The 25,396-nt window shown below is 72.1% G+C and carries 23 protein-coding genes; 12 read left to right on the top strand and 11 right to left on the bottom strand.

All coding sequences use genetic code 11. The annotated features are described in order from the left end of the window. Positions 1-45: 45 nt before the first annotated feature. The gene (locus SD460_RS28665; RefSeq protein ID WP_290055594.1) at positions 46-750 is read right to left on the bottom strand and encodes a hypothetical protein; all 705 of its coding nucleotides are present in this window, start codon (positions 748-750) and stop codon (positions 46-48) included. A 723-nt stretch (positions 751-1,473) separates the two neighbouring features. After that, a complete protein-coding gene (locus SD460_RS28670; RefSeq protein WP_318306983.1) occupies positions 1,474-2,070 on the bottom strand; it encodes a DUF8817 family protein in 597 nt (198 codons plus the stop codon). A 103-nt stretch (positions 2,071-2,173) separates the two neighbouring features. Between SD460_RS28670 and SD460_RS28675 the strand changes: the two genes are divergently transcribed. The 3 genes from SD460_RS28675 to SD460_RS28685 all read left to right on the top strand — a co-directional run bounded on the left by SD460_RS28675 (position 2,174) and on the right by SD460_RS28685 (position 5,949). Next, positions 2,174-3,061: a 1-aminocyclopropane-1-carboxylate deaminase/D-cysteine desulfhydrase gene (locus SD460_RS28675; RefSeq protein ID WP_290061578.1), complete on the top strand. Its 888-nt coding sequence runs from the start codon at positions 2,174-2,176 to the stop codon at positions 3,059-3,061. 57 nt (positions 3,062-3,118) lie between these two features. Then, on the top strand, positions 3,119-4,306 hold the full coding sequence (locus SD460_RS28680; protein ID WP_290061577.1) for a cytochrome P450: 1,188 nt from the start codon (positions 3,119-3,121) through the stop codon (positions 4,304-4,306). Positions 4,307-4,425: 119 nt separating this feature from the next. Then, a complete protein-coding gene (locus tag SD460_RS28685) occupies positions 4,426-5,949 on the top strand; it encodes an alpha-L-arabinofuranosidase B (RefSeq protein WP_290061576.1) in 1,524 nt (507 codons plus the stop codon). A gap of 129 nt (positions 5,950-6,078) precedes the next feature. On the opposite strand, the gene SD460_RS28690 is transcribed toward SD460_RS28685, so the two are convergent. Then, complete coding sequence (locus SD460_RS28690; RefSeq protein ID WP_290061575.1) at positions 6,079-6,801, bottom strand: SDR family NAD(P)-dependent oxidoreductase; 723 nt, start codon at positions 6,799-6,801, stop codon at positions 6,079-6,081. A 145-nt stretch (positions 6,802-6,946) separates the two neighbouring features. On the opposite strand from SD460_RS28690, the gene SD460_RS28695 reads away from it, so the two are divergent. From SD460_RS28695 to SD460_RS28710, 4 genes are all read left to right on the top strand, one after another. Beyond that, entirely contained in the window at positions 6,947-7,519 is a 573-nt protein-coding gene (locus SD460_RS28695; protein ID WP_290061574.1) for a VOC family protein, read from the top strand. 30 nt (positions 7,520-7,549) lie between these two features. Next, entirely contained in the window at positions 7,550-7,723 is a 174-nt protein-coding gene (locus SD460_RS28700) for a hypothetical protein (protein ID WP_290061573.1), read from the top strand. After that, positions 7,723-8,736: an alcohol dehydrogenase catalytic domain-containing protein gene (locus SD460_RS28705; RefSeq protein WP_290061572.1), complete on the top strand. Its 1,014-nt coding sequence runs from the start codon at positions 7,723-7,725 to the stop codon at positions 8,734-8,736. Before SD460_RS28700 ends, SD460_RS28705 begins: the two co-directional genes overlap by 1 nt. A 78-nt stretch (positions 8,737-8,814) precedes the next feature. Beyond that, on the top strand, positions 8,815-9,522 hold the full coding sequence (locus SD460_RS28710; RefSeq protein ID WP_290061571.1) for a DJ-1/PfpI family protein: 708 nt from the start codon (positions 8,815-8,817) through the stop codon (positions 9,520-9,522). On the opposite strand, the gene SD460_RS28715 is transcribed toward SD460_RS28710, so the two are convergent. Then, on the bottom strand, positions 9,519-10,256 hold the full coding sequence (locus SD460_RS28715) for an SWIM zinc finger family protein (RefSeq protein WP_290061570.1): 738 nt from the start codon (positions 10,254-10,256) through the stop codon (positions 9,519-9,521). The genes SD460_RS28710 and SD460_RS28715 overlap by 4 nt on opposite strands. Then, positions 10,249-13,269 carry a DEAD/DEAH box helicase gene (locus SD460_RS28720; RefSeq protein WP_318306984.1) on the bottom strand — a complete coding sequence of 1,007 codons (3,021 nt, stop codon included), beginning with the start codon at positions 13,267-13,269 and terminating at the stop codon, positions 10,249-10,251. Before SD460_RS28720 ends, SD460_RS28715 begins: the two co-directional genes overlap by 8 nt. Positions 13,270-13,428: 159 nt before the next feature. Between SD460_RS28720 and SD460_RS28725 the strand changes: the two genes are divergently transcribed. From SD460_RS28725 to SD460_RS28735, 3 genes are all read left to right on the top strand, one after another. Beyond that, positions 13,429-16,491 (top strand): MGH1-like glycoside hydrolase domain-containing protein, encoded by a 3,063-nt coding sequence (locus SD460_RS28725; protein WP_290060808.1) that lies wholly within the window; start codon positions 13,429-13,431, stop codon positions 16,489-16,491. Between the two features lie 93 nt (positions 16,492-16,584). Next, positions 16,585-17,208, top strand: coding sequence for a GAF domain-containing protein (locus SD460_RS28730; RefSeq protein ID WP_318306985.1), 624 nt, complete (start codon positions 16,585-16,587; stop codon positions 17,206-17,208). Between the two features lie 153 nt (positions 17,209-17,361). Further along, a complete protein-coding gene (locus SD460_RS28735) occupies positions 17,362-18,108 on the top strand; it encodes an ATP-binding protein (protein WP_318306986.1) in 747 nt (248 codons plus the stop codon). Positions 18,109-18,123: 15 nt separating this feature from the next. Here SD460_RS28735 and SD460_RS28740 read toward each other — a convergent pair whose 3' ends face one another. Beyond that, entirely contained in the window at positions 18,124-18,714 is a 591-nt protein-coding gene (locus tag SD460_RS28740; protein ID WP_290060818.1) for a TetR/AcrR family transcriptional regulator, read from the bottom strand. A 106-nt stretch (positions 18,715-18,820) separates the two neighbouring features. On the opposite strand from SD460_RS28740, the gene SD460_RS28745 reads away from it, so the two are divergent. After that, positions 18,821-19,885, top strand: coding sequence for an MBL fold metallo-hydrolase (locus SD460_RS28745; protein WP_318306987.1), 1,065 nt, complete (start codon positions 18,821-18,823; stop codon positions 19,883-19,885). Between the two features lie 6 nt (positions 19,886-19,891). On the opposite strand, the gene SD460_RS28750 is transcribed toward SD460_RS28745, so the two are convergent. From SD460_RS28750 to SD460_RS28765, 4 genes are all read right to left on the bottom strand, one after another. Further along, complete coding sequence (locus SD460_RS28750; protein WP_290060822.1) at positions 19,892-20,626, bottom strand: haloacid dehalogenase type II; 735 nt, start codon at positions 20,624-20,626, stop codon at positions 19,892-19,894. A gap of 9 nt (positions 20,627-20,635) precedes the next feature. Then, positions 20,636-21,820: an MFS transporter gene (locus tag SD460_RS28755; RefSeq protein WP_290060824.1), complete on the bottom strand. Its 1,185-nt coding sequence runs from the start codon at positions 21,818-21,820 to the stop codon at positions 20,636-20,638. 187 nt (positions 21,821-22,007) lie between these two features. Next, positions 22,008-22,448 (bottom strand): hypothetical protein, encoded by a 441-nt coding sequence (locus SD460_RS28760; protein ID WP_290060826.1) that lies wholly within the window; start codon positions 22,446-22,448, stop codon positions 22,008-22,010. A 271-nt stretch (positions 22,449-22,719) separates the two neighbouring features. Further along, positions 22,720-23,232, bottom strand: coding sequence for a lytic polysaccharide monooxygenase auxiliary activity family 9 protein (locus SD460_RS28765; RefSeq protein WP_290060829.1), 513 nt, complete (start codon positions 23,230-23,232; stop codon positions 22,720-22,722). A 271-nt stretch (positions 23,233-23,503) separates the two neighbouring features. Here SD460_RS28765 and lexA point away from each other — a divergent pair, with 271 nt between their 5' ends. After that, positions 23,504-24,157 (top strand): transcriptional repressor LexA, encoded by a 654-nt coding sequence (gene lexA / locus SD460_RS28770; protein ID WP_290060832.1) that lies wholly within the window; start codon positions 23,504-23,506, stop codon positions 24,155-24,157. Positions 24,158-24,163: 6 nt separating this feature from the next. Here the strand turns inward: lexA and SD460_RS28775 are convergent, their stop codons facing one another. Continuing rightward, positions 24,164-25,369, bottom strand: coding sequence for a cytochrome P450 (locus SD460_RS28775; protein ID WP_290060835.1), 1,206 nt, complete (start codon positions 25,367-25,369; stop codon positions 24,164-24,166). Positions 25,370-25,396: the final 27 nt, after the last annotated feature.

Here is a 25,396-nt window from a genome sequence, read left to right on the forward strand (position 1 = left end):
GCCCTGCTGGCCTGCGTCCGACGTCGGCCAAGGCGCCGGGCAGCACTACCGGGGCCCTGCGGCATCGAGCAAGGGATCGGGCCTGCCATCGCGGAGATTGAGCCCTTCCCATCGGTCGAGCAGCCGCCGGATCTGGACAGGATGCAGCCGGCACGCGGTCAGAAACGCTTGAACTTGATGGGGTGTGCGTGGCACCGACGGCGAGCTGGTCAAGTTGTACACCTGGGAACGACCGATCCCCGCTCGTCTCGACAGTGCCGTCGGATTCAACTCCGACGTCTTCATCGACAGGTACAAGATTTGCGCCAGATCGGCGCCGTTTTCGACTCGCAGGGCCGCATCCGGCAGCTCTACAAAAGCGCATTTACGCAGTGACCTGCTGTTGCCTGCCGGCGCTGCCAGCTCTGGATGTACAAGGGCCAGTATGTGTGCGATCAACTGGAGGTCGTTGCCCAGGGAGCACTTGGTGAGCAGTTCGAAACCCTGGAAGTAGGTGAGACCGCGCAAGCCTGAAGCATCGCCTCCGGCCACCTGCTCGATCTGCGTCGCCTTGATTCCGAAACGTGCCACGTGCTTAAGCAGGCACTCCCAGCCGGTCGAGCCGCCCGAGCGCTCGATACGGACCAGCAGCCCGACCTCCGCGGCGACCGATTCGCCGGTGCTCCGCCGAATGGCAGATGTCACCTCCAAGATCGCCCGGCCGAGACTGCTCAGCTGGGCCCTGCCATTCCCGGGTCGCCGGGCACCCATGCTCATCACTCTGCCGCCTTTATCATGCAAACGATCTTGTGGGCCATTCTCGGCGCAGCAGCCGAGGTGAGTACCATGACGGCCGCGCACCCCGCGTACCGCAATGCCAACCATGGGTCCGTACCGCATGTATTCCTCATCAACCAGACGAACAGCAGCGTCATGGAAAAGACGATGCTTTGGCCGACGGTGAAGGGTTGCCGCCCGGCGGCGCTGCCCCGCGACTCAGCCAAAGCGGGCTCGGGTGCCGGTGATGGAGGCAACGACATGCTGCACCTCATCTCTGGAGTGCGCGCTGTGTGCACGAGCACCGTCAACGTGCCGCGATCCTGGAGACTTCGCATCGTGGCACGTCAAAGCCGTTGCCGTCGACCTTCGCACTTCCTCACGATTGGGCTGGAATACTTTGCCCGCAGAGGAAGTGTCCAAGTCGTCAGTTCCCGACCTGCCCGTCGGCCATCTCCGGTTTCGGCAACGGCGGCAGTGTCGTCGCTTCTACGCTGCGCGTTCCGGACTTCGACTGTCCAAGTCGGGGGCGATGACCCGCCTGCGACACAGGCCGACGAGCCGGGACCCGGCGGACAGATTTCAAAATAGTCACGATGTCCCCGGGTGTTGCAGGAGACCAGGGCCGCGCGCGGCGACGCCGTCCAGCAGGTCCGCCGTGGCGGCCGCGCGCCCCCGAATTGCTGTGCCGTCGACCCCGTCCGAGGAGCGCGCCGCTCAGGCGGACGAACGCGGCTCCGCACCCCCGATCCGTTCGACGAGTTCGTCGCGGTACTCCCGCACCGCCGGCAGCTCCGGTTCGTCGCCGGTCGCGCGCTTCAACGCGCCTTCCAGGATCTTCAGCCCCTGGCGTTCGTCGCCGCGGGCGTCCGCTTGCCTCGCGGCGTTCTCCAGGGCTCTGGCGAGCTTGGTCCGCGGCTCGGGTGCCTGGGCGGCCGTGTGGATCCGGATCCAGTTGCCGCCCGGGTCGATGACGGTGAACCCGGTGTACCGGTCGTTGCGCAGCCGCGGCCGGGTCATCCGCGGGATGCCGGAGACGAGCACCTTCCCGTGCACGGAGCGCATTCCCGCCGCGAAGGCCTCGAACAGCTCACCGGTGTCCGCCACGATGATCAGGCACGTGCTGTACGACTGCGCCGGGTCGTAGCCGTCCATCCCGAAGAAGTGCAGGTTGATGTCTTCCCGCCGCAGCGCGACGTGCGGGTTCGGCCGCGTCTGCCGGTAGGTGATCTCGAAGCCGAGCATCTCGTAGAACGACGCGATCTCGTCGATGGACGGACAGGGCAGGAGCGGGATGGTCAGTTCGTTCGCCATCGCCCGAACGTAGGCCCGGATCAGCCGAAACGACACGGAGCTATTTGCTCGTGCGAACGGCGTCGTCGCCCGTGGCGGACTGGGCGGTCGTTACCCTGCCCGCGTGAGCTTCGACGACCGCGGGATGACCGCTCTCGCGAGCCTGCCGTCGCCGGTCGAGGAGGTGCGGGACGAGCGGCTCGCGCGGCACGGCGTCCACCTCCGACTCAAGCGCGACGACCTCATCAGCGCCGAGGTACCCGGCACCAAGTGGCGCAAGCTCCGGTACAACCTCCAAGCCGCCCAGGCGCAAGGCGCCACCCGGCTCCTGACCTTCGGCGGCGCGTACTCCAACCACCTCCGCGCGACGGCGGCCGCGGGACGTCGGCTCGGTCTCGGCACCGTCGGCGTCATCCGCGGCGAGGAACACCTGCCGCTCAACGATTCCCTGGCCTACGCCGCCGGCTGTGGCATGACATTGTCCTATTTGGACCGTGCGACTTACCGCCGCAAGGCCGAACCCGGCGTGCTCGCCGCACTGCTCCGGCGGTTCGGTCCGTGTTACGTCCTCCCGGAAGGCGGCAGCAACGCCCTCGCCGTGCGGGGCACCGCGGAGCTGGTCGGCGAAATCTCCGCGGAATTCGACGTGATCTGCTGCGCCACCGGAACCGGCGGCACCCTCGCCGGAATCGCCGCCGGACTTTCCGGTCCGCACCGCGCCATCGGCTTCGCCGTGCTGAAAGGGGGGCGGTTCCTCGTCGACGAGGTCCGACGCCTGCAGTGCGCGGCGTATGGGAAAGCGACCACGAACTGGTCCCTCGACCTCGACTTCTCCTTCGGCGGCTACGCCAAACGCCGCCCGGAGCTGGACGACTTCATCGACGACTTCCGCGATCGGCACGGCATCACCCTCGACTGGGTCTATGAGGCGAAGATGCTTTACGGGCTGTTTTCCCGCGTCGAGGCGGGCGCTTTCGAGCCCGGGACGAGGATCGTCGCGGTCTTGAGCTGAGCCGCGTCGGTCCGTTGGGCGGTACGCCGGCGACCGTGACCGGCGCACCATGGGGCGATGGAGGTCCAACCGGTGCCCTACCCCTTCGCCGATCCCGTGGCACTGCGGCTCCACCCGCGGTTCGCCGAGCTGCGCGATTCCGGCGCACCGGTCCGCGTCACCATGCCCTACGGCGGTGACGCCTGGCTCGTGACGCGTTACGAGCAGACGCGGTTCGTGCTGTCGGACCCCCGGTTTTCGCGTGCCGCCGCGGCGGGGGCGGATGTGCCGCGCGGGCGTCCCGGGCTCGAGCCCGCGGGCAACCTGCTGGCCATGGATCCGCCGGAGCATCACCGGATCCGCGGGTTGGTGGCCAAGGCGTTCACCGCCCGGCGGGTGGAGCTGCTCCAGCCGCGGGTCCGGGAAATCGCCGACACGCTCCTCGACGCGATCGGCCCGCCCGCCGACTTCGCCTCGGCCGTGGCGTGGGAGCTGCCCGTGCAGGTGATCGGCGAGCTGCTCGGTGTGCCGCCTGGCGAACGCCGGATGGTGCGCCGGTGCACCGAAACGCTGGTCGCCTCGGGCGGCGGCGTGGCACCCGCGGACGTCGCCGAAGCACGCGGAAAGCTGGCGGGCGCGCTGAAGACGTTGATCGCGCAGCGCCGAACCGAGCCGGCCGACGACCTGCTGACCGCGCTCGTCGCGGCCCGCGACGAGGACGATCGCCTGACGGACAACGAATTGCTCATGCTCGGCGTGGCGTTGCTGGCGGGCGGCCACGAGACCACGGCGAACCTGATCGGGAGCTTCCTGGTGGAGCTGCTGTCCGACCGCGAACGGTGGACGGCGCTCGTCGCACGTCCGGAGGTGATCCCGTCCGCCGTCGAGGAACTGCTGCGGTTCGTGCCGCTGGTGACGGTCGCGGATCTCGCGCGGATCGCCACGGAGGATCTGGAAATCGGCGGTCGAATCATCCGGGCCGGTGACGCGGTTCTGGTCCAGCTGGATTCGGCCAACCGCGACGAATCGGTCTTTTCGTCAGCGGGAGAACTGGATTTCACCCGCGAAGTCAACCACCACCTCGCGTTCGGTTTCGGCGTGCACCACTGCGTCGGCGCGCCGCTGGCCCGGCTGGAGCTGCGCGTCCTGCTCTCGACGCTGGTCCGGCGCCTGCCGGGCCTGCGCCTCGCGATCCCCGCGGCGGACCTCGAATGGCGCCGCGGCGGGTTGATGCGCGGGGTCACGAGCTTGCCCGTCACCTGGTGACGCACTAAGTCGTCTGGACCTTTACATCGTTGTTCCAACGATGTAAAAATCATTTCCGCCAACTTTCCTGCGAGTTCCGCCCGTCGTCGTCACCGGCGAGCCGATCAGGAGTGCGCGTCATGAAACGTTCGCGAAGCATCGTGCTGTCCATCGCCCTGATCCTCACCGGCCTGGTCTCCGCCGGGCCACCGGCCGGCGCCGCGGGGTCGCTCCCCTGCGACGTCTACGGCTCCGCGGGCACGCCCTGCGTCGGCGCGCACAGCACCGTGCGTGCCCTGTACTCCGCCTACAACGGCCCGCTCTACCAGGTGCGCCGCGCCGACGGCGCCACCACCGACATCGGGCTGCTCACCACGGGCGGGATCGCGAACGCGGCGGCGCAGGACTCCTTCTGCGGCACCTCGGCCTGCGTCATCTCCGAGATCTACGACCAGTCGCCGCGGCACAACCACCTGACCATCGAAGGTGCCGGTGGCGCCGGCGCGGCCGACGTCGGCGCCCCGGCGAACGCGCTGCCGATCAGCATCGGCGGGCACACCGCCTACGGCGTCGAGATCTCCCCCGGCATGGGCTACCGCAACAACAACACCAGCGGGGTGGCGGTCAACGGCCAGCCCGAGGGCATGTACATGGTCGCATCGGCCACGCACGTCAACGGCGGCTGCTGCTTCGACTACGGCAACGCCGAAACGAACAACCAGGACACCGGCAACGGCCACATGGACGCGGTGTACCTCGGCCTGCGCTGCGAGTTCGGCGGCTGCAACAGCTCCGGCGGGCCGTGGGTGGCGGCCGACCTCGAAAACGGGCTCTTCCAGTCGAACACCGGAACCCAGGCCTCCGATCCCGGGCCCGGCATCATCCCGTTCGTCACGGCGATGCTGAACAACAACGGCCAGAACCACTTCGCGCTCAAGCGCGGCAACGCCCAGACCGGCGGGCTCACGACCACCTACTCCGGCTCGGAACCGACCGTGAAGTCCGGGTACTCGCCGCTGCACCAGGAAGGCGCGATCGTCCTCGGCACCGGCGGCGACAACAGCAACGCCGACGTCGGCTCGTTCTTCGAAGGCGTGATGACCGCCGGCGTACCGAGCGACGCGGCCGACAACGCCGTGCAGAGCAGCATCGTGGCGGCCGGCTACGGCGGCTCGAACGGCGTCGCCGGCGGCACGCTCACCCCGGGCTCGTCGATCTCGCTGCGCGCGACCACCGCGTGCTGCACGACCCGCTACCTGCGCCACGCCGGCGGCGACGCGGTCACGTCCGTGATCAGCGCGAGCAGTTCCGCGCTCGACAAGAACGACGCCACCTGGATCGTCCGCCGCGGCCTGGCCAACAGCTCCTGCCTGTCCTTCGAGTCGAAGAACTACCCGGGCGACTACCTGCGGCATTCGAACTACCAGCTGCACCGCCAGCCCGACGACGGCAGCGCCCTGCTGACCAACGACGCCACGTTCTGCGCCGGCGCCGGCAACAGCGGCTCGTTCACGTCGTTCCAGTCGCTCAACTACCCTGGTTACTACGTCCGGCACTACAACGCCACCGTGTACATCGCGAGCAACGGCGGCGCGAACCCTTGGGACAACACGGCTTCGTGGGCCGCGGACACCACGTGGGAGGTCACCCAGCCCTGGGCCTGAGCCGCCCCGGCAGGAAGTCGTTGCGAGGTAACGGAAGCGTCAGCAGCAGTGCTCGCCGCGCCAGGCTTGGCGGCTCTCCTTCGGGGTGCTGGCCGCCGACCAGGCCGGGCAGTCCGCGGGACGCCCCCCTCAGAAGACGAACTGCTGCCCGCCGTCGATGTCGTAGGTCGCGCCCGTCAGCGCCGTGTTGGTCATCAGGTGGACGGCCAGCGCGGCGACGTCGGCCGGGCCGACCACCCGGCCGATCGGCAGCTTGGCCCGCAGCTCGGCCCGCCGGTCCTCGAGCGCGTCGCCGAGCAGCGCCGCCGACAGCGGGGTGTCGACGAACCCGGCGGCGATCAGGTTGACGCGCACCGGCGCGACTTCGAGGGCCAGTGCCGCGGTGAACGGCGGCAGCGCGGCCGTCGCGGCCGAGACGATGCCGAGGCCGTGCCCGACGCGACGGCCGCCGGTGCCGCCCATCAGCAGGATCGACCCGCCCGGGCGCATCTTCGGCACGGCGTGGCGGGCGATCTCGAGGGAGACGACGATGTGGTCGCTGACGGCCGTCCGCACGTCTTCGGCGCTCATCTCGAGCAGCGGCCCGTAGTGCGGGCCGCCCGCGGTGACCAGCACGTGGTCGATCGGGCCGGGCAGGGCGCCGAAGAAACCCGCCACCGCGGCGGCGTCCGAGGCGTCGAAGGCGGCCGTGCCGCGCGCCCCGAGCGCTTCCGCGGCGCGCTCGAGCTTGGCCGGGTCGCGGGCGGTGAGCACCACCTCGGCGCCTTCGGCCCGCGCCAGCCGCGCCGTCTCGAACCCGATGCCGGCGCTGCCGCCGACCAGCACCACGGTCTGCCCGTCCAGTTCCTTCATCCCACCGGCTCCCTTCGCGCGTCCGGCCACCGTAGCGCTTGCCGGTGGGCGGACCAGGGTGTCTCACGGGGGCGAACCGGCCGCGGGGCGGACGACAGTGGTGGCGAGCGGCGAGGCCCGCCGCCACCCCGGAAGGAATCCGATCATGGACATGAAGCTCGAAGTCGTCGTCCTGCCCGTCACCGACGTCGACCGGTCCAAGCACTTCTACACGGCACTCGGCTGGCGCGAAGACGCCGACATCGTTTTCGGCGAAACCCGGATCGTGCAGCTCACCCCGCCGGGATCCGCGGCGTCGATCCAGTTCGGCCGCGGGATCACCGACGCCGCCCCGGGTTCGGTCCGCGGCACCTACCTCGTCGTCGACGACGTCGAGGCGGCCCGCGCCGAGCTCGCCGGCCACGGCGCCGACGTGACCGAGGTGTTCCACCGCGACGCGACCGGCGCGTTCGCCCCCGGCATCCACCCCGACCGCGGCACCTACTCGTCGTTCGCGTCGTTCAGCGACCCGGACGGCAACACCTGGCTGCTGCAGGAGATCACCGACCGGCTGCCGGGCCGGGTCACCGGCGTGGCCTACGGCTCGACGGCGAAGCTGGAGCGGGCGCTGCGCGACGCCGCGGCCGCGCACGGCGAGCACGAGAAGGAGACCGGGCAGTACGACGAGGAATGGCCGGTCTGGTACGCGGAATACATGGCGCGGCACCAGGACGCTTGATCCGCACCGGATCCCCGGAAGGGGGAAACCATGGCTCAGCGCGATTTCGGCGCCATCGTCCTCCGCGGTGGCGCCCCCGGCGAACACACCGCGGCCGCGATCGCCGCGGGCGTCGTCCAGCCGTTCCCCACCTTCTCCGAAGCCTTCCTCCCCGTCCTGCGCGACCTCGATCGCCAGGTCCGCACCCCGTTGGGAGCCCCGTGATGTCCTACCGTGCGTTCGAAGTGACCGGGCAGCGCGAGTTCGTCCTGGCCGAGCGCGAACTCCGCGACCCGCTGCCGGGTGAAGTGCGCCTGCGCGTCGAGGCCTGCGGGGTCTGCCACAGCGACACCCTCGCCGTCGAGGGCCTGCGTGCCGACCCGGCGAGGCCGGTCGTGCCCGGCCACGAAATCGTCGGCGTCGTCGACGCGACCGGCGCCGGCGTGACGGCGTGGGCGCCCGGCGACCGGGTGGGCGTCGGCTACCTCAACGGTCACTGCGGGCAGTGCGAGAACTGCCGCCGCGGCGACTTCGTCAACTGCACCGACCAGCCCTGGACCGGCACGACGACCGACGGCGGCTACGCCGAGGTCGCCTACGCCCGCGCCACCGGGCTGGTCCGCATCCCCGACGGCGCCCGCGCGCTCGACGTCGCACCGCTGCTGTGCGCCGGGCTGACCGTCTACCGCGCGCTGCTCACCGCCGGCGCGCGGCCGGGGTCACTCGTCGCGGTGCAGGGCATCGGCGGCCTCGGCCACCTCGGCATCCAGTACGCCAAGGCGCTCGGCTACCGCGTGGCGGCGATCGCCCGCGGCACCGGGAAAGCCCGGCTGGCCGAAGAACTCGGCGCCGACGAGTACATCGACAGCACCGCCACCGACCCGGGCGAGGCACTGACCCGGCTCGGCGGCGCCGCGGCCATCGTCGCGACGGCGGCCAGCGGCGCGTCGATGTCCCCGCTGGTCGCCGGGCTCGGCACCCGCGGGCAGCTGCTGGTCGTCGGGGCCGCACCGGACCCCATCGAGGTCCGGACGCCGTCGCTCATCTTCGGCACGCGCTCGGTGACCGGCGCCCTCACCGGGACGTCGATCGAGAACGAGGACAGCCTCCGGCTGGCGCACGGACGGGGAATCCTCAGCCGCAACGAGATCATGCCGTTTTCGGAGGCGCCGAAGGCGTACGAGCGCATGCTGTCCGGCGACGCGCGGTTCCGCCTCGTCCTCGACATCCGGCACTGACGATGGCGAAATCCCGGGAACTCCGGCGCGGAGGTGGCCGACCTGTAGAGCGAACGCCGTCGACAGGAAGGCCACCGCATGCACCGCAGGGACTTTCTCCGGATCTCCGCCGCTTCGACCGGAGCCGCGGCCTTCGCCGTGGGCGGGGCAGGAACCGCTGAGGGCGAGACCAGATCCGGGCCGCTGCGGGTGCAGATCCTGGTGTTCGACGGGGTCGAGGAGCAGGACGTCATCGGTCCCGTCGCCGTGCTGGGCCACGCCGGCCACCAAGGCGCGGAAGTCCAGGTGACGCTCGTGAAACCCGGCTCACCCGGCGAGGTCACCGGGACGTTCGGCACGAGGTTCGCCGTCCCGGCGGCCTGGAACCCGACTGCCGGCGACATCCTGATCGTGCCCGGCGGCGGCTACGCCATGAAGGACGGCCCGGGCGTCAACGCACTGGCCAAGGACAAGACCGTGCTGCGCGATCTCGCCCGCGCGCACCGGGCCGGCGTGCTCGTGACCGGGGTCTGCACCGGCGTGATGGTCCTCGCCGCGGCGGGCCTGACCCAGGGCCGCCCGTGCACCACGCACCACCTCGCGAAGGCGGACCTCGCCGCCCGGCAGACCCAGGTGATCGACGCCCGCGTGGTCGACGACGGCGACCTCGTCACCGCGGGCGGCGTCACCTCGGGCCTGGATCTCGCCCTGTGGCTGGTCACCCGCGAACTGGGCTCGTCCGTCGCCGCCGGCGTCGAGTCCGTGCTGGAGTACGAGCAGCGCGGAGCGGTGTGGCGGCGGCCCTAGCCGACGCCGTGCTCATCGGACGCGAGGGCGCGGTACACCGGCCGGAGCAGCTCGGCGACGTCTTCGCCGCCCGCCGTGAGCGCGAACGGCGGGGCCTGGTCCAGCACCGCGCCGGGCGCCGTCCGTGGTCCGTGCAACGGTGCCGCGCCGCCCAGACCAGGAGCCTGACCGCTGTCGAAGAACGTGTCCATGACATCGGTCAGGGCCGGGGACTGGTCGTCCGGGTCGAGCGGCTCGGCGGAGATCAGCCGGTTCTTCAGGTCCTCGAGCAGCGCTTCGCGGTTCCGGCCGCGCAGCGCGAGGACGGTGAACGGATCCTCGCCGACCCGCGCCACGAGGGCGGAGAACACGGCGTTCAGGTGACCGCACGGCACCTCGACGGCCGAGCAGGTGCAGTCCAGGGACACCTCCCGCGCCGACGACGGGAACAGCGGCAACCGCACGGCTTTGAAGATCTGCTCGACGTCGCGGGGAAGTTCGCCGCTGAGCAGCAGCACCGTGGCCGACGCCTTCGCGGCGAGGGCGTGGGTGATCGCCGCCCAGTCCGCTTTCCCGAACGCCGTGAGCCCGATCCGCACCTGGTGCGCCCGCTCGTCCCGCACCTCGGCGTCGACGCGGCCGGCGCCGACCTCCAACGACACGACGCGGCCTCGGCCGGGTGCGGGCAGGAGGACGCCGATCGCCGTCAACGCGCGCAGGAACCGGGTCGCCCACCACGGGAGTGGCTCAGTCATCGAGCGCCTCCTCCCCCAGCGCCAGCACCCCGCGCAGCGCGTCCGTGGACAGTTCGGTGAGCCAGCTTTCCCCCTCGCCGACGACCATGCCCGCGAGCGCGCGTTTCTTGGCGATCAGGGTGTCGATCCGGTCCTCGATGGTGCCCGGGCACAGGAACTTCCGGACCTGGACGTTCCGGCCCTGCCCGATCCGGAACGCCCGGTCGGTGGCCTGGTTCTCCACGGCCGGGTTCCACCAGCGGTCCAGGTGCAGGACCTGGCTGGCGGCGGTCAGCGTGAGCCCGGAGCCGCCCGCCTTGAGCGAGAGCAGGAGGATCCGCGGGCCGTCGCCGGACTGGAAGCGGTCCACGATCGCGTCCCGCGCCCCCTTGGCCAGGCTCCCGTGCAGGAACGCGACTTCGGTGCCGAGCCGGTCCGACAGGTGCGGCACGAGCAGGTGCCCGAATTCGGTGTACTGCGTGAAGCACAGCACCCGATCGCCCGCCGCCAGGATTTCCGCCAGGATCTCTTCGAGCCGGTTGACCTTGCCGGAGCGGTCGCCGATCGGGGAACCGTCGTGCAGCAGGTGCGCGGGGTGGTTGCAGACCTGCTTGAGCTTCGTGATCGCGGCGAGGACGTTGCCGCGGCGCTTGATGCCGTGGCTGTTCTCGATCTTCTTCATCATCTCTTCGACGATCGCGCGGTACAGCGTGCCCTGTTCGCGGGTGAGCCGGTACTCCTGCCGGATCTCGAGCTTTTCCGGGAGCTCCGGGACGATCGCGGGGTCCGTCTTCACCCGGCGCAGCAGGTACGGCTGCGTGAGCCGGCGCAACGCGGCCGCCGCGGCGGTGTCGCCGCCGCGCTCGATCGGGGCCGCGAACCGTTGCCGGAACTCGAACCGGCTGCCGAGCAGCCCGGGGTTGAGCAGGTCCAGCACCGACCACAGGTCGGCCAGCCGGTTCTCCACCGGGGTGCCGGTCAGCGCGAGCCGGTGCCCGGCGGTGAACCGCCGCACCGCCTTGGCCGTCGCGGTGTCGGCGTTCTTGACGGCATGGGCTTCGTCGAGCACCAGGCGCCGCCAGGTGACCTTCTCGAGCTCGCCGGCGTCACGGGCGGCGGTGGCGTAGGTCGTGACGACGAGGTCGGCCGCGTCGACCTGCTCGGCGAGCGCGTCCCCGCTCGCGCGGGCGCTGCCGTGGTGGGCGAGGACGCGCAGGCCGGGTGCGAAGTCCGCCGCCTCCCGCTGCCACATGCCGACCAGCGACATCGGGCACAGCACCAGCGTCGGCTGGCGATCGCCGTCCGCCCGCTCGGCGGCCTCGAGCGCCAGCGTCTGGACGGTCTTGCCGAGGCCCATGTCGTCGGCCAGGCACGCGCCGAGCCCCAGCGCCGACATGAACGCGAGCCACGCGACACCGCGCTGCTGGTAGGGGCGGAGCGTGGCGCGGAACGACGGCGGCAGCGCGACCGGCCGCAGCGTCCGGTGGACCCGCCCGGCCAGGACGTCCCCGACCCAGCCGCCGGCGCGGACGCCGGTGACCGGGAGCGGCGTCTCGAGCCCGAGGTTGACCAGCTCCAGCAGCTCGGCCGCGGTGGGGCGCACGGGCTGCCGGTGCGGGTCGCGGCGCAGGAACTCGAGCCCGGCGCGGAGCCGGTCGGCGTCGACGCTGACCCACCGGCCCCGCAGCCGCACCAGTGGGGTCTTCGCCGCGACCAGCCGGGCCAGTTCCTCCTCGCCGATTTCGTCGTCGCCGACCGCGACCGACCAGCGGAACCCGGCCAGCTCGTCGCGGCCCACCCGGCTGCGGGCCACGACCTGCTCGGACGGCGTGCTGCGGACGGACAGGCGCAGCCCGAGCCGGCGCCGGCCGTCCCAGGTGGCCGGGAGCTGCGCTTCGAACCCGGCCTCGATCAGCCGGGTCGCGCCCGAGGTGAGGAAGTGTTCGGCTTCCTCGACGGTGAGGTCGTATTCGGACGGCCGCGTCCGGCGCAGCGCCGGCGCCAGCATCGGTTCCACCAGCGCGGCCCGGCCCAGTTCGGCGACGAGCAGCCCCTTCGGGTCCCGGACCAGCCCGTTCGCCTCGCCCGACCAGATCTGCCCCGCCGACAGCAGCAGGCTCGGGTCGGCCGTCGAGCGCAGGAGGAACTGCAGCTGCCACTTGGTGCCGTCGCCGGTCTGGTCGGCGGGATCGTCATCGGCGGCGTGGCGCAGGGTGCCGACCTCGGCCAGCCGGAAGCACGCCCGGCCGTCGACGACGTCGGTGTCGGCGACCTCGTCCCACTTCGCGACGGCGTCCGCCACCACGGCGAGCTCGTCCAGCGGCAGCTCGACGCGGGGATCGCCGCCCTGCAGGGCGGCCAGCCACACCCCGGCCGCGCCCCGGTCCGCGCGCAGGTCGACCGGCGGGTCCGCCCGCGCCAGCCGGTCCCGCACCGCCGTGTCGACGAAGGCGTGCAGGGCATCGGTGACGAGCGCGCGCGGCGACGCCCCGGTGAGCGGCGCGATCTCCTCGGCGCGGCCGACCGGCGGCATGGCCGCGACGAGCGCGTCGAACGCGACGGAGTCCACGCCCTGGAGCACCGGGCGCCAGCGGGCCTCGGCCGCGTCGCCCTGGCGGACCAGCGTCGGCAGCACCCGTCCGCGCCGCACCAGATCCGCGGCGAAGCGGGACACGGCTCGCAGGTAGGTGACCGAAGCGCCGTAGGCGGCGGAGTCGTCGAGGTCGTCCAGCTCGGCGGGGTCCACGACCAGCGCCGGCACCGACCACGGCCGCAACGACGGCGCCGGGCCCCGCCGCGTGCCGCCCGCCGCCTCGGCGGAGGCGAGCGGCCGGCTCGCTCGCGAGGGCAGCAGCACCGTCACCGAGGTGGGTTTGCCAGGGTGCAGCGCGGTCAGCTGCGCACTGGAAACCGCGAAAGGATGGGAAAGCGCGATCCGCGCCGAGCGGCTCGACGTACCGCTCGGCCGCCGGTCGTGCTCGGCCCAGAGCAGCAAACCCCGGCCCGGCGACCACAGCGCGTGCACCACGGGCAAGGTCTGAGGCTCCTTCGTCCGCTCCGGGTTTCCCGCTGATCCTCGCACGGTGGGCCGCCGGGGCCGTCCCGGACCGGGAAGCGGGTGTTCCCTTCTGAGCGATTCTGAGCGATAGTGGTCGAGTCTGAGTTTTACAACGTTGTAAACCGTGGAGGGCCGATGCGACGGCGACTGTCCTGGGGAAGTACCTGGCTGGCCGTCGCGGGCCTGCTCGCGCAGGTCGCGCTCGCCGGCGTCGCCACCGCGGCCGAAGACACCGCGCGTTCCGTCGCCGGCTCGGGGACCCACTTCCTCGACCACTCCGCCGCGCTGGCCGGGTACGCCGATCCCGGGTGGTACGAGGCGAACATCCCGTTCGTGGACCTGCCCGACGCCACGATGGAGAGCGTCTACTACTACCGGTGGCGCGTCTTCAAGGAGCACCTGCGGTACACGAACCCCGCCGACGGCTGGATCTCGACGGAGTTCCTCGACTGCTGCGGGTACGCCGCGCCCTACCAGGCGATCAACGCGGCCGCCGGGCACCAGCTGACCGAGGGGCGCTGGGTGCGCGATCCGGGCTACGGCCAGGACTACCTCCGGTTCTGGCTCACCGGCCCCGGTGCCGGCGCCAAGCCCGCCACCGACGACGTCAACGCCGACACCACCGACTGGGCGCACGAGTACAGCGTCTGGCTGGCCACTTCGGCCTACGGTCAAGCCCAGGTGACCGGGGACTTCGGGCCGCTGCGCGAGCTGCTCCCGGCCCTGGTGCGCCAATACCGCGGCTGGGACAAGCAGTTCAGCGCCGACCTCGGGCTGTACTGGTCGGTGCCGGTGTGGGACGCCATGGAGTTCTCCGCCTCGTCCTACGAGTCGCCCAACCCCTACCACGGCGGCGCCGGCTACCGGCCGACGCTCAACTCCTACCAGTACGGCGACGCGATCGCGATCAGCCGCATCGCCGCATCGGTCGGGGACCGCAAGCTCGCCTCCGAATACGCCCAGCGCGCCGCCCGGCTGAAGACCGCGCTGCAGAAGTGGCTGTGGGACCCGGACCGCGGCTTCTACTTCGCGATGGCCCGAGACGACAACCCGGACCACAAGCTGTCCGGCAGCCGGGAGCAGATCGGCTACCTCCCGTGGATGTTCGGCGCCGCCCAGCCCGGTGACAGCACGGCGTGGGCACAACTGCTCGACCCCCAGGGGTTCGCGAGCGCCTACGGGCCGACCACCACCGAGCGCCGCAGCCCGTTCTTCATGAAGGACGCCGGTTCGTGCTGCCGCTGGGACGGGCCGAGCTGGCCCTTCGCCACCGCGCAGACCTTGACCGGCATGGCGAACCTCCTCGACGACTACCCCGCCCAGACCACCGTGTCCAAAGAGGACTACGCCGCCGCGCTGGCGACCTACGCCCGCACCCAGACCAAGAACGGCAAGCCCTACGTCGCCGAAGCCCACGACCCGGACCGCGACGCGTGGATCTACGACGGGCAGAACCACAGCGAGGACTACAACCACTCCAGCTACACCGACCTCGTGCTGTCCGGGCTGCTCGGCCTCCGGCCGCAGAGCGACGACACCCTGCGCGTCCAGCCGCTCACCCCGGCCACCTGGGACCACTTCGCGGCCGAAAACGTGCCGTACCACGGACACAACGTCAGCGTGCTGTGGGATCGCGACGGCCAGCACTACGGGCAGGGCGCCGGGATGCGGCTCTACGTCGACGGACGGCTCGTCCAGCGCTCCGCCACCCTGCGCGCCACCACGATCGACGTCGGCCGCGCCGCGCTCGCCCCGCCGGACGACCTCGTCAACGACGCCGCGAACCCGTTGCGCACCGGTTTCCCGAAGCCGATCACGTCCTACACCTGGGGAGGCGACAACCCGTGGAACGCGCTCGACGGCAAGGCCTGGTACACCGAAGTCCCCGAGAACACCCGCTGGACCAACTACTCCTCGCCGAACCCGAGCGACTTCTACGGCGTCGACTTCGGCGCGCCCACGCCGGTCGGCGACCTCCGCTGGCACGGCTACGACGACGGCGGCGGCGTCAAGACCGCCGCGGCCTACCGGCTGGAGTACTGGACCGGCTCAGCCTGGCGGGAAGTCGCCGGCCAGGTCCGGGAGCCGGCGAACCCGGTGGGCAACGGCGTCAACCGCGTCACCTTCCCGACGCTGACCACCAGCAAGGTCCGGCTGGTGTTCACCAACCCGCCGGGCGCCTTCGTCGGCGTCACCGAACTGCAGTCCTGGACGCCGTCGAGCCCGGACGCTCGGATCACCGTGGGTCCCGCCAACACAGGCGGTGTCATCACAGTCCGCGAGAGCACGCCGGTGACGGTGACCGTGCGGAACACCACCGGCAGCCCGCTCGTCTCCCCGCGGGTGAGTGTCGCCGTTCCGGACGGCTGGTCGGTCACGTCCGGCACCCGCCCGCCGGGCGCGATCCCGCCCGGCCAGAGCCGGACGTGGAGCTACACGCTGACCGCGCCGGCGGGTGCCGAGCCGGGCAGCGCCGCGACGGTGTCCGCGACCGCGTCCTACCGCGGCCCCGGCGGCCGGGCCGAAGCCACGCACCAGCGCCAGGGCCTCCAGATCGCGCACCCGCCCGGCCGGCAGGACCCGGTCGGCGCCTGGCACCTCGACGAAGGAAGCGGAACCGTCGCCCACGACAGCGCGGGAACGCACGACGCCACCTTGACCGGCTCCCCCGCCTGGGTCCCCGGCACGTCCGGCACCGCTCTTCAGCTCGACGGCTCGAGCCAGTACGCGGCGACCGGCGGCCCCGTCGTCGACACCACGGGCAACTACTCGGTCAGCGCCTGGGTCCGGCTGGACCGCACGGGCTCCTGGGCGACGGCGGTCAGCCAGGACGGCGACCCGAGCAGCGGCTTCTACCTGCAGTACTCCGCGGCCGACGACCGCCTGGCGTTCTCGACCAGTTCGGGCCGGGCGCTGTCGGACGCCGCCCCGCAGGCCGGTCGCTGGTACCACCTGACCGGCGTGCACGACGCCGACGCCGGCACCTACACCCTCTACGTCGACGGCGTGGCGCAGGCCAAGACGTGGCACCAGGCCGCCGGGGACGCCGCCGCGGGTCCACTCGCGATCGGGCGCGCGGTCTCCGGCGGGCGGCACAGCGACTTCTGGCCGGGCAGCGTCGACGACGTCCGGGTGTGGAACCGGGCGCTGACCGCGGCCGAAGCCGCCCGGACCCAGGCCGGCTCCGCGCCGGGGTGAGCGCCGGGCGCCGGGTTCGGCTTCGGTTCCTGGGCGATTTCGCGCTCGGCGAGGACAATCGACGGCCAGGCGTCCGAACCGAGGCGGTGCGAGATGGGCAGCCGATACCCCCAACCGAAGCGGCTGCCGGGCGACCTGTGGGAAGCGGTCCGGCACGCCCAGCAAAGCGTCATCGACGCCGAAGTCCGCACCAGCCGCCGGGCGATCTTCGGCCGCTTCCGGGAGCGGCTGCGCACCGATCCGGCGACGCTGGCCGCTGACGACTTCCTCGCCCTCGCCGATCCCTCGACCGTGCGCTCGGCGATCGTCTTCGCCGCCCAGCACCTCGCGCACGCCGACGCCTGCGACCTCCAGGGGTACGACGCCGCCACCGCGACCCTGCGCATCACCGAGCACCGCGGATTCGCCGCCGCCTTCCTCGAATACTTCGCCGCCGTCGACACCGGCGTGCCGTCCGCGTGCGGCGTCGCTCTGGCCACCCGCGAGCCCGCTTTCGTCGACGACGTGCGCACCAGCCCGGTCTTCGCCGGCCACCACACCCGCACGGTGCTGCTCCGGGCCGGCTCCCGCGCCGTGCAGTCCTACCCGCTCCTGGCCGAGGACGGCGCCGTCCTCGGCATGCTGTCGCTGCACTTCCGCACCCCCGGCCGGCACGACCGGCACCCCGTGCTGGCCCGGGCCGCGGCCCACGCCATCGCCCAGCTCGGCACCCACTGACGCCCGCGACCCCGAGTGTCCATTGTGGACCAATCCGGGCGGTCCCCGATTCACCGATTTTCGCCGGAATGCGTTGGCTACGGCCAAAGCTCCCCTTTCGGGGAACCTTGCCGTATTTTTGATGCCGACTTCGGCGAAAGGCGAGCTGCGTACGTGGACGGCGACCACCACCTCAGCTGCGACCTGTCCACGATGCAGGGCGCCACGATCATCCGCCCCTCGGGCGTGCTGACCGTGCGCACCTACGCGCAGCTGCGCGACGCCCTGCTGAAGTGCGCGGCCGACCAGCCGCGCGCGGTGATCGCCGACCTCGACGCGCTCGAGATCGCGCGCGACTACCTGACGACGGTGTTCGTCACGGTCTGGCTGCGCGTTTCACGCTGGTCCGCGGTGCCGCTGATCGTGGTGCCCGGAACGGCGAACGCCGTGTCGTTCACGAACACGCCGGCGGATCGATTCCTCACCGTCCGCCCGACCGTGCTGGACGCGCTGGCGCAGCTGGACGGACCGGCGCCGCGGCAGCGCACCGAACTGTGGCTGCCGCCGTCGGCCAACAGCGTCCGCGCGGCACGCCGCTTCGTCACCGACACCTGCCACAACTGGAGCATCCCCGCCGTCACCACGCACGCCGTCACGGTCGCCGGCGAACTCGTGGCCAACGCCGCCCTCCACACCACTTCGCCCGCCCGCCTGCGGCTGGAGTTGCGGCAGCGGCGCCTCACCGTCGCCGTCACCGACGACGATCCGCGCCCGGTCCGGCTACCCCGGCCCGGCGACGACCCCGGCGGACCCCACGGCGGCCTGCACCTCGTCACCCACCTCGCGGTCGCCACCGGCTGCTCCCACCGGCAGTCCGGCGGCAAAGTCGTCTGGGCGGTCCTGCGCGTGCCGGACGCGTGACCCGCTCAGCCTCGGTCAGCGGCTGACGGCGCCGAGGACGAAGTCCACCAGCCGGCCCGCGTAGTCGGCGAGCCCGGCGGCGACCCGCGGCCGCAGGTGGGCCGGGGTCGCCAGCGCGTGGTTGAGGCAGCCGCCGACCACGGCGTCCAGCAGCAGGGTCACGCTCGTTTCGCGGTGCAGCTCCCCGCGCGCGATGCCGCGCCGCACGATCGCGCGAGCGGCGAGGACCTGCGCCTGCCGCAGCCGCGCCACGCGCTCGGAGACGCCCGGGATCCGGTCGGCTTCGAGCAGCAGCCGGGTGGTCGCCCGGCCCGACTCGCCGAAGAACGCGACCAGCAGCTGCTCGGCGAGCCGCACCAGGTCCTCGCGCACCGAGCCGGTGTCGATGTCGGCGACCGGGGTGATCCGCGCTTCCAGGCAGCTCGCGAGCAGCTCCTGCTTGTTGTGCCAGCGCAGGTAGATCGACGCCTTGCCGACCCCGGCCCGCCGGGCGACCGAGTCGACGGTGAAGCGGCCCCAGCCGTCCTCCCCGAAGACCTCCGCGGCCGCGCGCAGCACCCGCCGGTCGACTTCGGGATCGCGGGGACGCCCGGCCTCGCCCGTCATCGCGCCTCACCTCGTCCCAGCGGGTCATTGCTGAACGGAATTCGGCCAGTATATGGTCGAGGTATTACTGGACGCACCTTGTTCAGTAACTCGCGGGAGGTGCGTGATGCCGGTCGATCCGGGGCTCGAGGTGCTCGGCGTCGAGCAGCAGACCGCTTGGCTGGCCCGGCAGCGGCCGCCGGTCGAGAAGCTGCCGGGCGGCCTGTGGTCGGTACCGGTGCCCATTCCGGACAACCCGTTGCGCTACACGCTGTCCTACCTCGTGCCCGCCGACGAGGGCCTGGTCGTCGTCGACCCCGGCTGGGACACCAGCGAAGGCTGGACGGCCCTGCTCGACGGCCTCGCGACCGCGGGCGCGTCGGCCGCCGACGTGGCCGGGATCGTGATCACGCACGTCCACCCCGACCACCACGGGCTCTCCGGCCGGCTGCGCGCGGAGTCCGGCGCGTGGATCGGCATGCACCCGGCCGAACGCGACACGCTGCCGCAGCGCCGCCGGGCCGAGCACGGCGACCCCCGGACCGAGATCACGACGTGGCTGCGCGGCTGCGGAGCCCCCGAGGCGGAGATCGCGGACCTGCTGGCCGCGCTCGACCGGGCACCGCGCCCGGCCGACGAGCTCCCCGAGCCCGACGTGCTGCTGGCGGACGGCGACCTCGTCCCGGTGCGCGGCCGCCGGTTGCGGGCGGTGTGGACGCCCGGGCACACCCCCGGGCACCTGTGCCTGCAGGAGCCCGACGCCCGGCTGCTGCTCACCGGCGACCACGTGCTCCCCCGGATCACCCCGGCGATCGGCTCGTGGCCCGGCGCCGCCGAGCCGCCGTTGGGCCAGTTCCTCCGCTCGCTGGAGCGCACCGCCGGCTTCGACGACCACGACGCGCTGCCCGCGCACGAGTACCGCTTCCGCGGCCTGGCCCGGCGCAGCGGCTCGCTCCGGGAGCACCACGAGCAGCGCTGCGAGGAGATCGTCGCCGTCGTCGGCGAACTCGGGCAGCCGACGCCGTGGGCGATCGCCACGCGGCTGACCTGGTCACGCCCGTGGCCGGAGATCGGCTTCATGCGGCTCGGCGCGGTCGCCGAGACCGTCGCCCACATCGAGTACCTGGCCGGACAGGGCCGCCTCAGCTGGCCCGGGTACGGCCCGGTGCCCACCCGGGTGAGCGCTCCCTGACCGGCGTCACCGAACTTCGGCGAACGCGCTGTCGACGGCGTCGGCGAAGGCGGCCATCGACGGGACTTCGAGGTCGTAGGACCACGCACTGTCCGGCGCGGGCGTGGCGCCCCACCCCGGCCGGTCGTGACGCCGGTTGATCCACACCGACGGCAGGCCCTCGCGCTTCGCGGGAACGTGGTCGTGGAACAGGCTTTGCGCCACGTGCAGCAGTTCTCCGCGCTCGACACCCAGCGACGGCAGGGTTTCGTCCAGCGCGCGGAAGTGGTTCCCGGCGGGCTTGTACGCGCCGACGTCCTCGGCCGTGATGATCGCGGCGAAGGTCCCGCGGAGGCGCTCGTTGCTGCCGGCGAACCCGTCGCGGTGGACGTTGGACAGGATGATCAGCCGATAGCGCTCGGCCAGCCGGGCGAGCGCGGCGGCCGAATCCGGGAACGCCGGCCAGTCGGGCACGGACCGCCCGAGGCGGGCGGCCCAGTCGTCGCTCACGTCGGCGCCGAGACCGGCGCCGGTGCGGCGGAACGCTTCGGCCAGCACGTCCGGGTACCGCGTAGCGGGCGCTTCCCGCTCGACGGCGGCTTCGTGGGCGGCGTAGGCGACCAGCAGTTCTTCGTCGGAGAGGCCGAGCCCCCGCTCGGCGCCCCACGGCGACAGGACGGCCGCGATCCCGGCCTCCCAATCGATCAACGTGCCGTAGCAGTCGAAGCTGAGTGCCGTGAAGTTCGTCAGGTCCAGGCTCATCTCGTGTCCTCACTCCCGTCTCGGGATCCACTTCCACAACGCTCCGGCCGCCGCGAAACCCACCAGGCCGCTGGCCGCGATCCCCGCGCCGAGGCCGGCCAGCGCGGTCGCCGCCGAAAGGATCAGCGGGCCCACGCCGGTGCCGATGTCCGCGAGCTCGTTCCAGATGCCCAGGTGGGTCGGGCGGCCCGCGGGAGGGGCGACGTCGGCGCCGAGCGTCATCACGATGCCCGAGCCGATCCCGTTGCCGAAGCCCATCACCATCGCCGCCACCGTCAGCAGGGCCGCGCCGCCGGCGAAGGGCATCATCAGGAACGACGTGCCGAGCACGAGGGTCGCGGGCACGGCCACCCAGCGGCGGCCGTAGCGGTCCATCACCTTGCCCGCCGGGTAGAACGTCAGCGCGTCGACAGCACCGGCGACGCCGTAGATGATCGAACCGGTCGTCGGTGACAGCCCGATGTGCGCCGCCCACAGCGGGACCACCGTCTGCCGCGTCTGGCGGATCGCCGAGAGCAGCAGGATCCCGACGCCCAGCGTCGCGTACACCCGCCGCTGCTGCTTGAGCATCCCCCGCGTCGTGACCACGGGCGCGGCGGCCCGGGCGTCGGTAGGAACCGCCAGGTCGGGCACGCGCAGGACCAGCGCGGCCGCCGCGGCGATCGCGGCCAGGCTCACGTAGTACGCGCCCGGCAGCCCGGCGAACCGCATCGCCGCGGCACCCGCGAACGGCCCGAGGAACACGCCGATCCGCATGCTCCCGCCCAGCGTCGACAACGCCCTGGCCCGCATGTGCGGCGGGACGACTTCACTCAGGTACGACTGCCGGGCCAGGCTGTAGACCGCGGCGGCCGCCCCGATCAGCACGACCCCGGAGCCGTAGAGCAGCAGCGGCCACGGCCCGCGGCCGACGTCGACGAGGCAGATCAGGACCCCCGCGACCAGGACGGCCGCCGCCAGGAGCATCGACCGGCGCTCCCCGACCCGGGTCGCCAGCACCCCGGCGGGGATGTTCGCGGCCAGCGACCCGACGCCGAGCATCGCGGCGATCAGCGCCGCCGTGGACGTGGTGGCGCCGCGTTCGAGCGCGCTCAGCGCGATGACCGGCAGCAAGGCGCCTTCGGACAGCCCGAACAGCACCGCCGGACCGTACGCCGCCGCCGCGACCGAACGCAGGCGGAAGTCTTCGATCATGTCCGATCATCATGCGTCACCGGCGCCGGCCGCGGGGGCCGGGGTGATCATCGTCGCGTCCGCCGCCACGTCCATAGTGGACATCCAGGACGCGGTGCCGGTCGACGCGCCGCGGTTCAGAGCGCGCGTCGCGAGCTCTCGAAGCTTCCTGGCCGGTGCTGTGGCGCGGCTCAGAACCGGCCGGCGCTCAGCGGCGGCCGGCGGCCAGGACGACGAGGAACTGCCCGCCACCCGGCTGGACGTCGGCGGTCACCGGCAGTCCCGGCACCAGGCGCGAGAACCGGTCCACCAGCCAGTCCGCGGCCTCCCGCGCGTCCTGCTCGGTCGGGCAGCGGGCCACCATCTCCCGCCCGCCCTTGCGCTCCAGCCGCCCGGCCACGGTGATCAGCGGCGCGGGTTCGGCCACGTGCAACCGATCCGGCCAGGCGATGACCACCTTGACCGCCCCCTTGCGCGTGTTGCACCCGCGGTGCGCGAGCCGCTCGGGAACCTTGGCCTTCCGATCAGCGGTCCGGCTGTCGACACTGGGCCCCCGCGGATCGTTCACCGACATGTCCGGGTCGACCGGCTCATCGCACACCCAGCAGCGCCAGCCATCGCGCTCGGCGACGTCATCGAGGAGACTCACCCGAGCAAACTAGCCTGCCGGCCTCGGCCCCGCGCGGCGGCCCGCACTCGGTGGTCAGCGCCGGATGACGGTCTTCTTCGCCGCGACGACCTCACCGGTGTGACTGCTCTTCAGGTAGCCGGACGCGGCGAAGCTCCAGTGCCCGGCCCGCCCGTCGAACTTGGGCGACCAGCACCGCGTCTGGCCAGGCAGTCCGGCGCGGCCGCGACCTGCGCGTGCGCCGGGGACTCCGCCCGCCCGGGAGACACGCGTGCTCCCGGGCGGGCGGGGGTCAGCCCACCTGGAGGTCGATGCAGGAGTAGAACGCGTTCGTCGTGTCCGCGATGTTCCACACCGCCAGTACCGTCTGGCGTCCGGTGTGGCCGGACAGGTTCACCTGGTGCGAAAGGGTTTGCGGCGGCTGCTCGTTGTTGCCGCTGATGTCCGCGACCTTCTGGCCGCCGATGTAGTACTCGTAGTTGGTCGTGCGGTGGCGGGCGGTGAACGTCCACGTGAAGGTGGCCGTCGTGCCGACCGGGGCGGCCTTCCAGCCCTTGCTGTCGTCGTTGAGCTCGGCGAACTGCGCGTTGCCGCCGTTGCAGGAGCGCAGCCCCTTCGGGCCTTCGACACTCTGGGGCTCGTACTTGATGTCGCCGCACGACACGGTGCCCTGCGCGCATTGCGCCTGGCGGCTGGCCGGGGAGTTCACGTAGCCGTGTGCGCTCGCGATACCGGCCGGGTTCACGACCACCAGGATCGGCGCCAGGAGGGCTCCCGTGGCGGCCGCGGTCAGTTTGCGGTTCATACCAGCTCCTTCGGGGACGGGCTCGCCTTCCGCCGGGCACGGCGGAGCCGCGGTCCGGGCCCCCGTGGGGGCCCGCCGCCGGCGGGAAGGGTTGTGAGCGAAGGAAAATTGTGGTCTAGACCATACGTCGATTCGTTACCGAGGTCAACAGTTGGCAAAGTCCCGGTTCCTGTTGGTAAGGAGCCAACTGTCACCCGATGTTCCGGTCAGCGGGACCCGCCGGGCAGGACCGGTCGGCGCCGGAGGGACGCGAGCCTCTAGGATCACGCCCGTGACCACCTACGACGACACTTTCGAGCACCTCGACGCCGCGGCCCTGCCGGAACGGCAGCAGAAGATCCTCGTGGCGATCCGGGACTGGGTGGTCCGGTACGGCTACTCCCCCAGCACCCGCGAGATCGGCGAAGCGGTCGGGCTGCAGTCGACGTCCTCGGTCTCGAAGCACCTCGCGAGCCTGGAGGACAAGGGCTTCCTGCGCCGCGGCGTGGGCGTCTCGCGCCCGATGGACGTGCGCGCGTTCCTGCAGGGCGGCGAAGCACGGGAAGACGCCGACTCGGTCCCCGTGCCGGTCGTCGGCGACATCGCCGCCGGCACGCCGATCTCGGCCGTCGAGCACGTCGACGACGTGCTGAAGCTGCCGCGCGACCTCACCGGGCGCGGCACCGTCTTCGGGCTGCGCGTCCGCGGCGACTCGATGATCGACGCCGCCATCTGCGACGGCGACATCGTCGTGGTCAAGCAGCAGAACGAGGCCCACTCCGGCCAGATCGTCGCGGCGATGATCGACGAGGAGGCGACGGTCAAGGTGTACCGCCACCGCGGCGGGCACGTCTACCTCGAGCCCCGCAACCCCGCCTACGACGTCATCGACGGCGACCGGGCGGCGATCCTCGGCGTGGTCGTGTCGGTGCTGCGGAGCGTCTGACGCGCCTCACCAGGTGACCGGCAGTTCGTACACGCCGTACACGGATCCGTCGTGCTTGAACGGGATCCGCTCGACGCCGGTCGCCAGCGCGAGCGTCGGGATCCGCCGGTAGAGCGTGCGGTAGACGACCTGGAGCTCGAGCCGGGCCAGCGGCTGGCCGAGGCACTGGTGCACGCCGAAGCCGAAGGCGACGTGCCGGTGCGCGTCGCGGGTCAGGTCGAGCCGGTCGCCGTCCGGGAACGCCGACGGGTCGCGGTTGGCGATGTCGTTGGCCATGATCAGGCCTTCGCCCGCGCGGACGGTGACCCCCGCGACCTCGATGTCTTCGAGCGCGACGCGGCGGCGGCCGTTGTGCGTGATGTTCAGGTACCGCAACAGTTCCTCGACAGCCGACGCCACCAGCGCCGGGTCGTCGGACTCGCGCAGCAGCGCCAGCTGGTCCGGGTGCTCCAGCAGGGCCAGCGTGCCGAGGGCGATCATGTTCGCCGTCGTTTCGTGGCCGGCGATGAGCAGCAGCACGCCCATCTGCGCCGCTTCCGTCCGTGACAGCTCCCCCGCGCGCACGCGTTCGGCGAGCCCGGACAGCAGGTCGCCGGCGGGGTTCTCGAGCTTCTCCCCCACCAGCCGGTCGAGGTAGCCGACGAGCGCCTGGTGCCCGGCGGCGCGCTCTTCCGGCTTCGCGTCGCGCCGGATGATGACCTTGCTGTTGTCCTGGAAGAACCCGTGGTCGGCGTAGGGCACGCCGAGCAGCTCGCAGATCACCAGTGACGGCACCGGTAGCGCGAACGCCTCCACCAGGTCGACCGGCTTCGGACCGGCCAGCAGCTCGTCGATCAGGTCGTCGACGATCCGCTGCACCGCCGGGCGCAGGGCCGCGGTGCGGCGGATCGTGAACGGCGCGGTCACCATCTTGCGCAGCCGCGCGTGCTCGGGGTTGTCCATCAGGATGAAGCTGATGCCGGTGCCGCCCTTCGGCAGCGGCGCCGGGCTCGGGTAACCGGGGCGCGTGACGTCGGCACTGACCCGGGGATCGGCCAGCAGCGTGCGCTGGTCGGCGTAGCGGGTCACCAGCCACGGCGTGCTGCCGTCCCACAGCCGGACCCGCGCGAGCGGCGCCTCCGCCTGCAGTGCGCGGGCCGCGGGCGGCGGGTCGAACGGGCAGCCCGCGGCGCGTGCCATCGGGAACCCCGGGATTTCGGCGGTGCTCGTCATCGTTCCTCCGCGGTCGCCGTCGGTTCG

It is taken from the genome of Amycolatopsis solani, assembly GCF_033441515.1.
Lineage (GTDB): Bacteria > Actinomycetota > Actinomycetes > Mycobacteriales > Pseudonocardiaceae > Amycolatopsis > Amycolatopsis solani.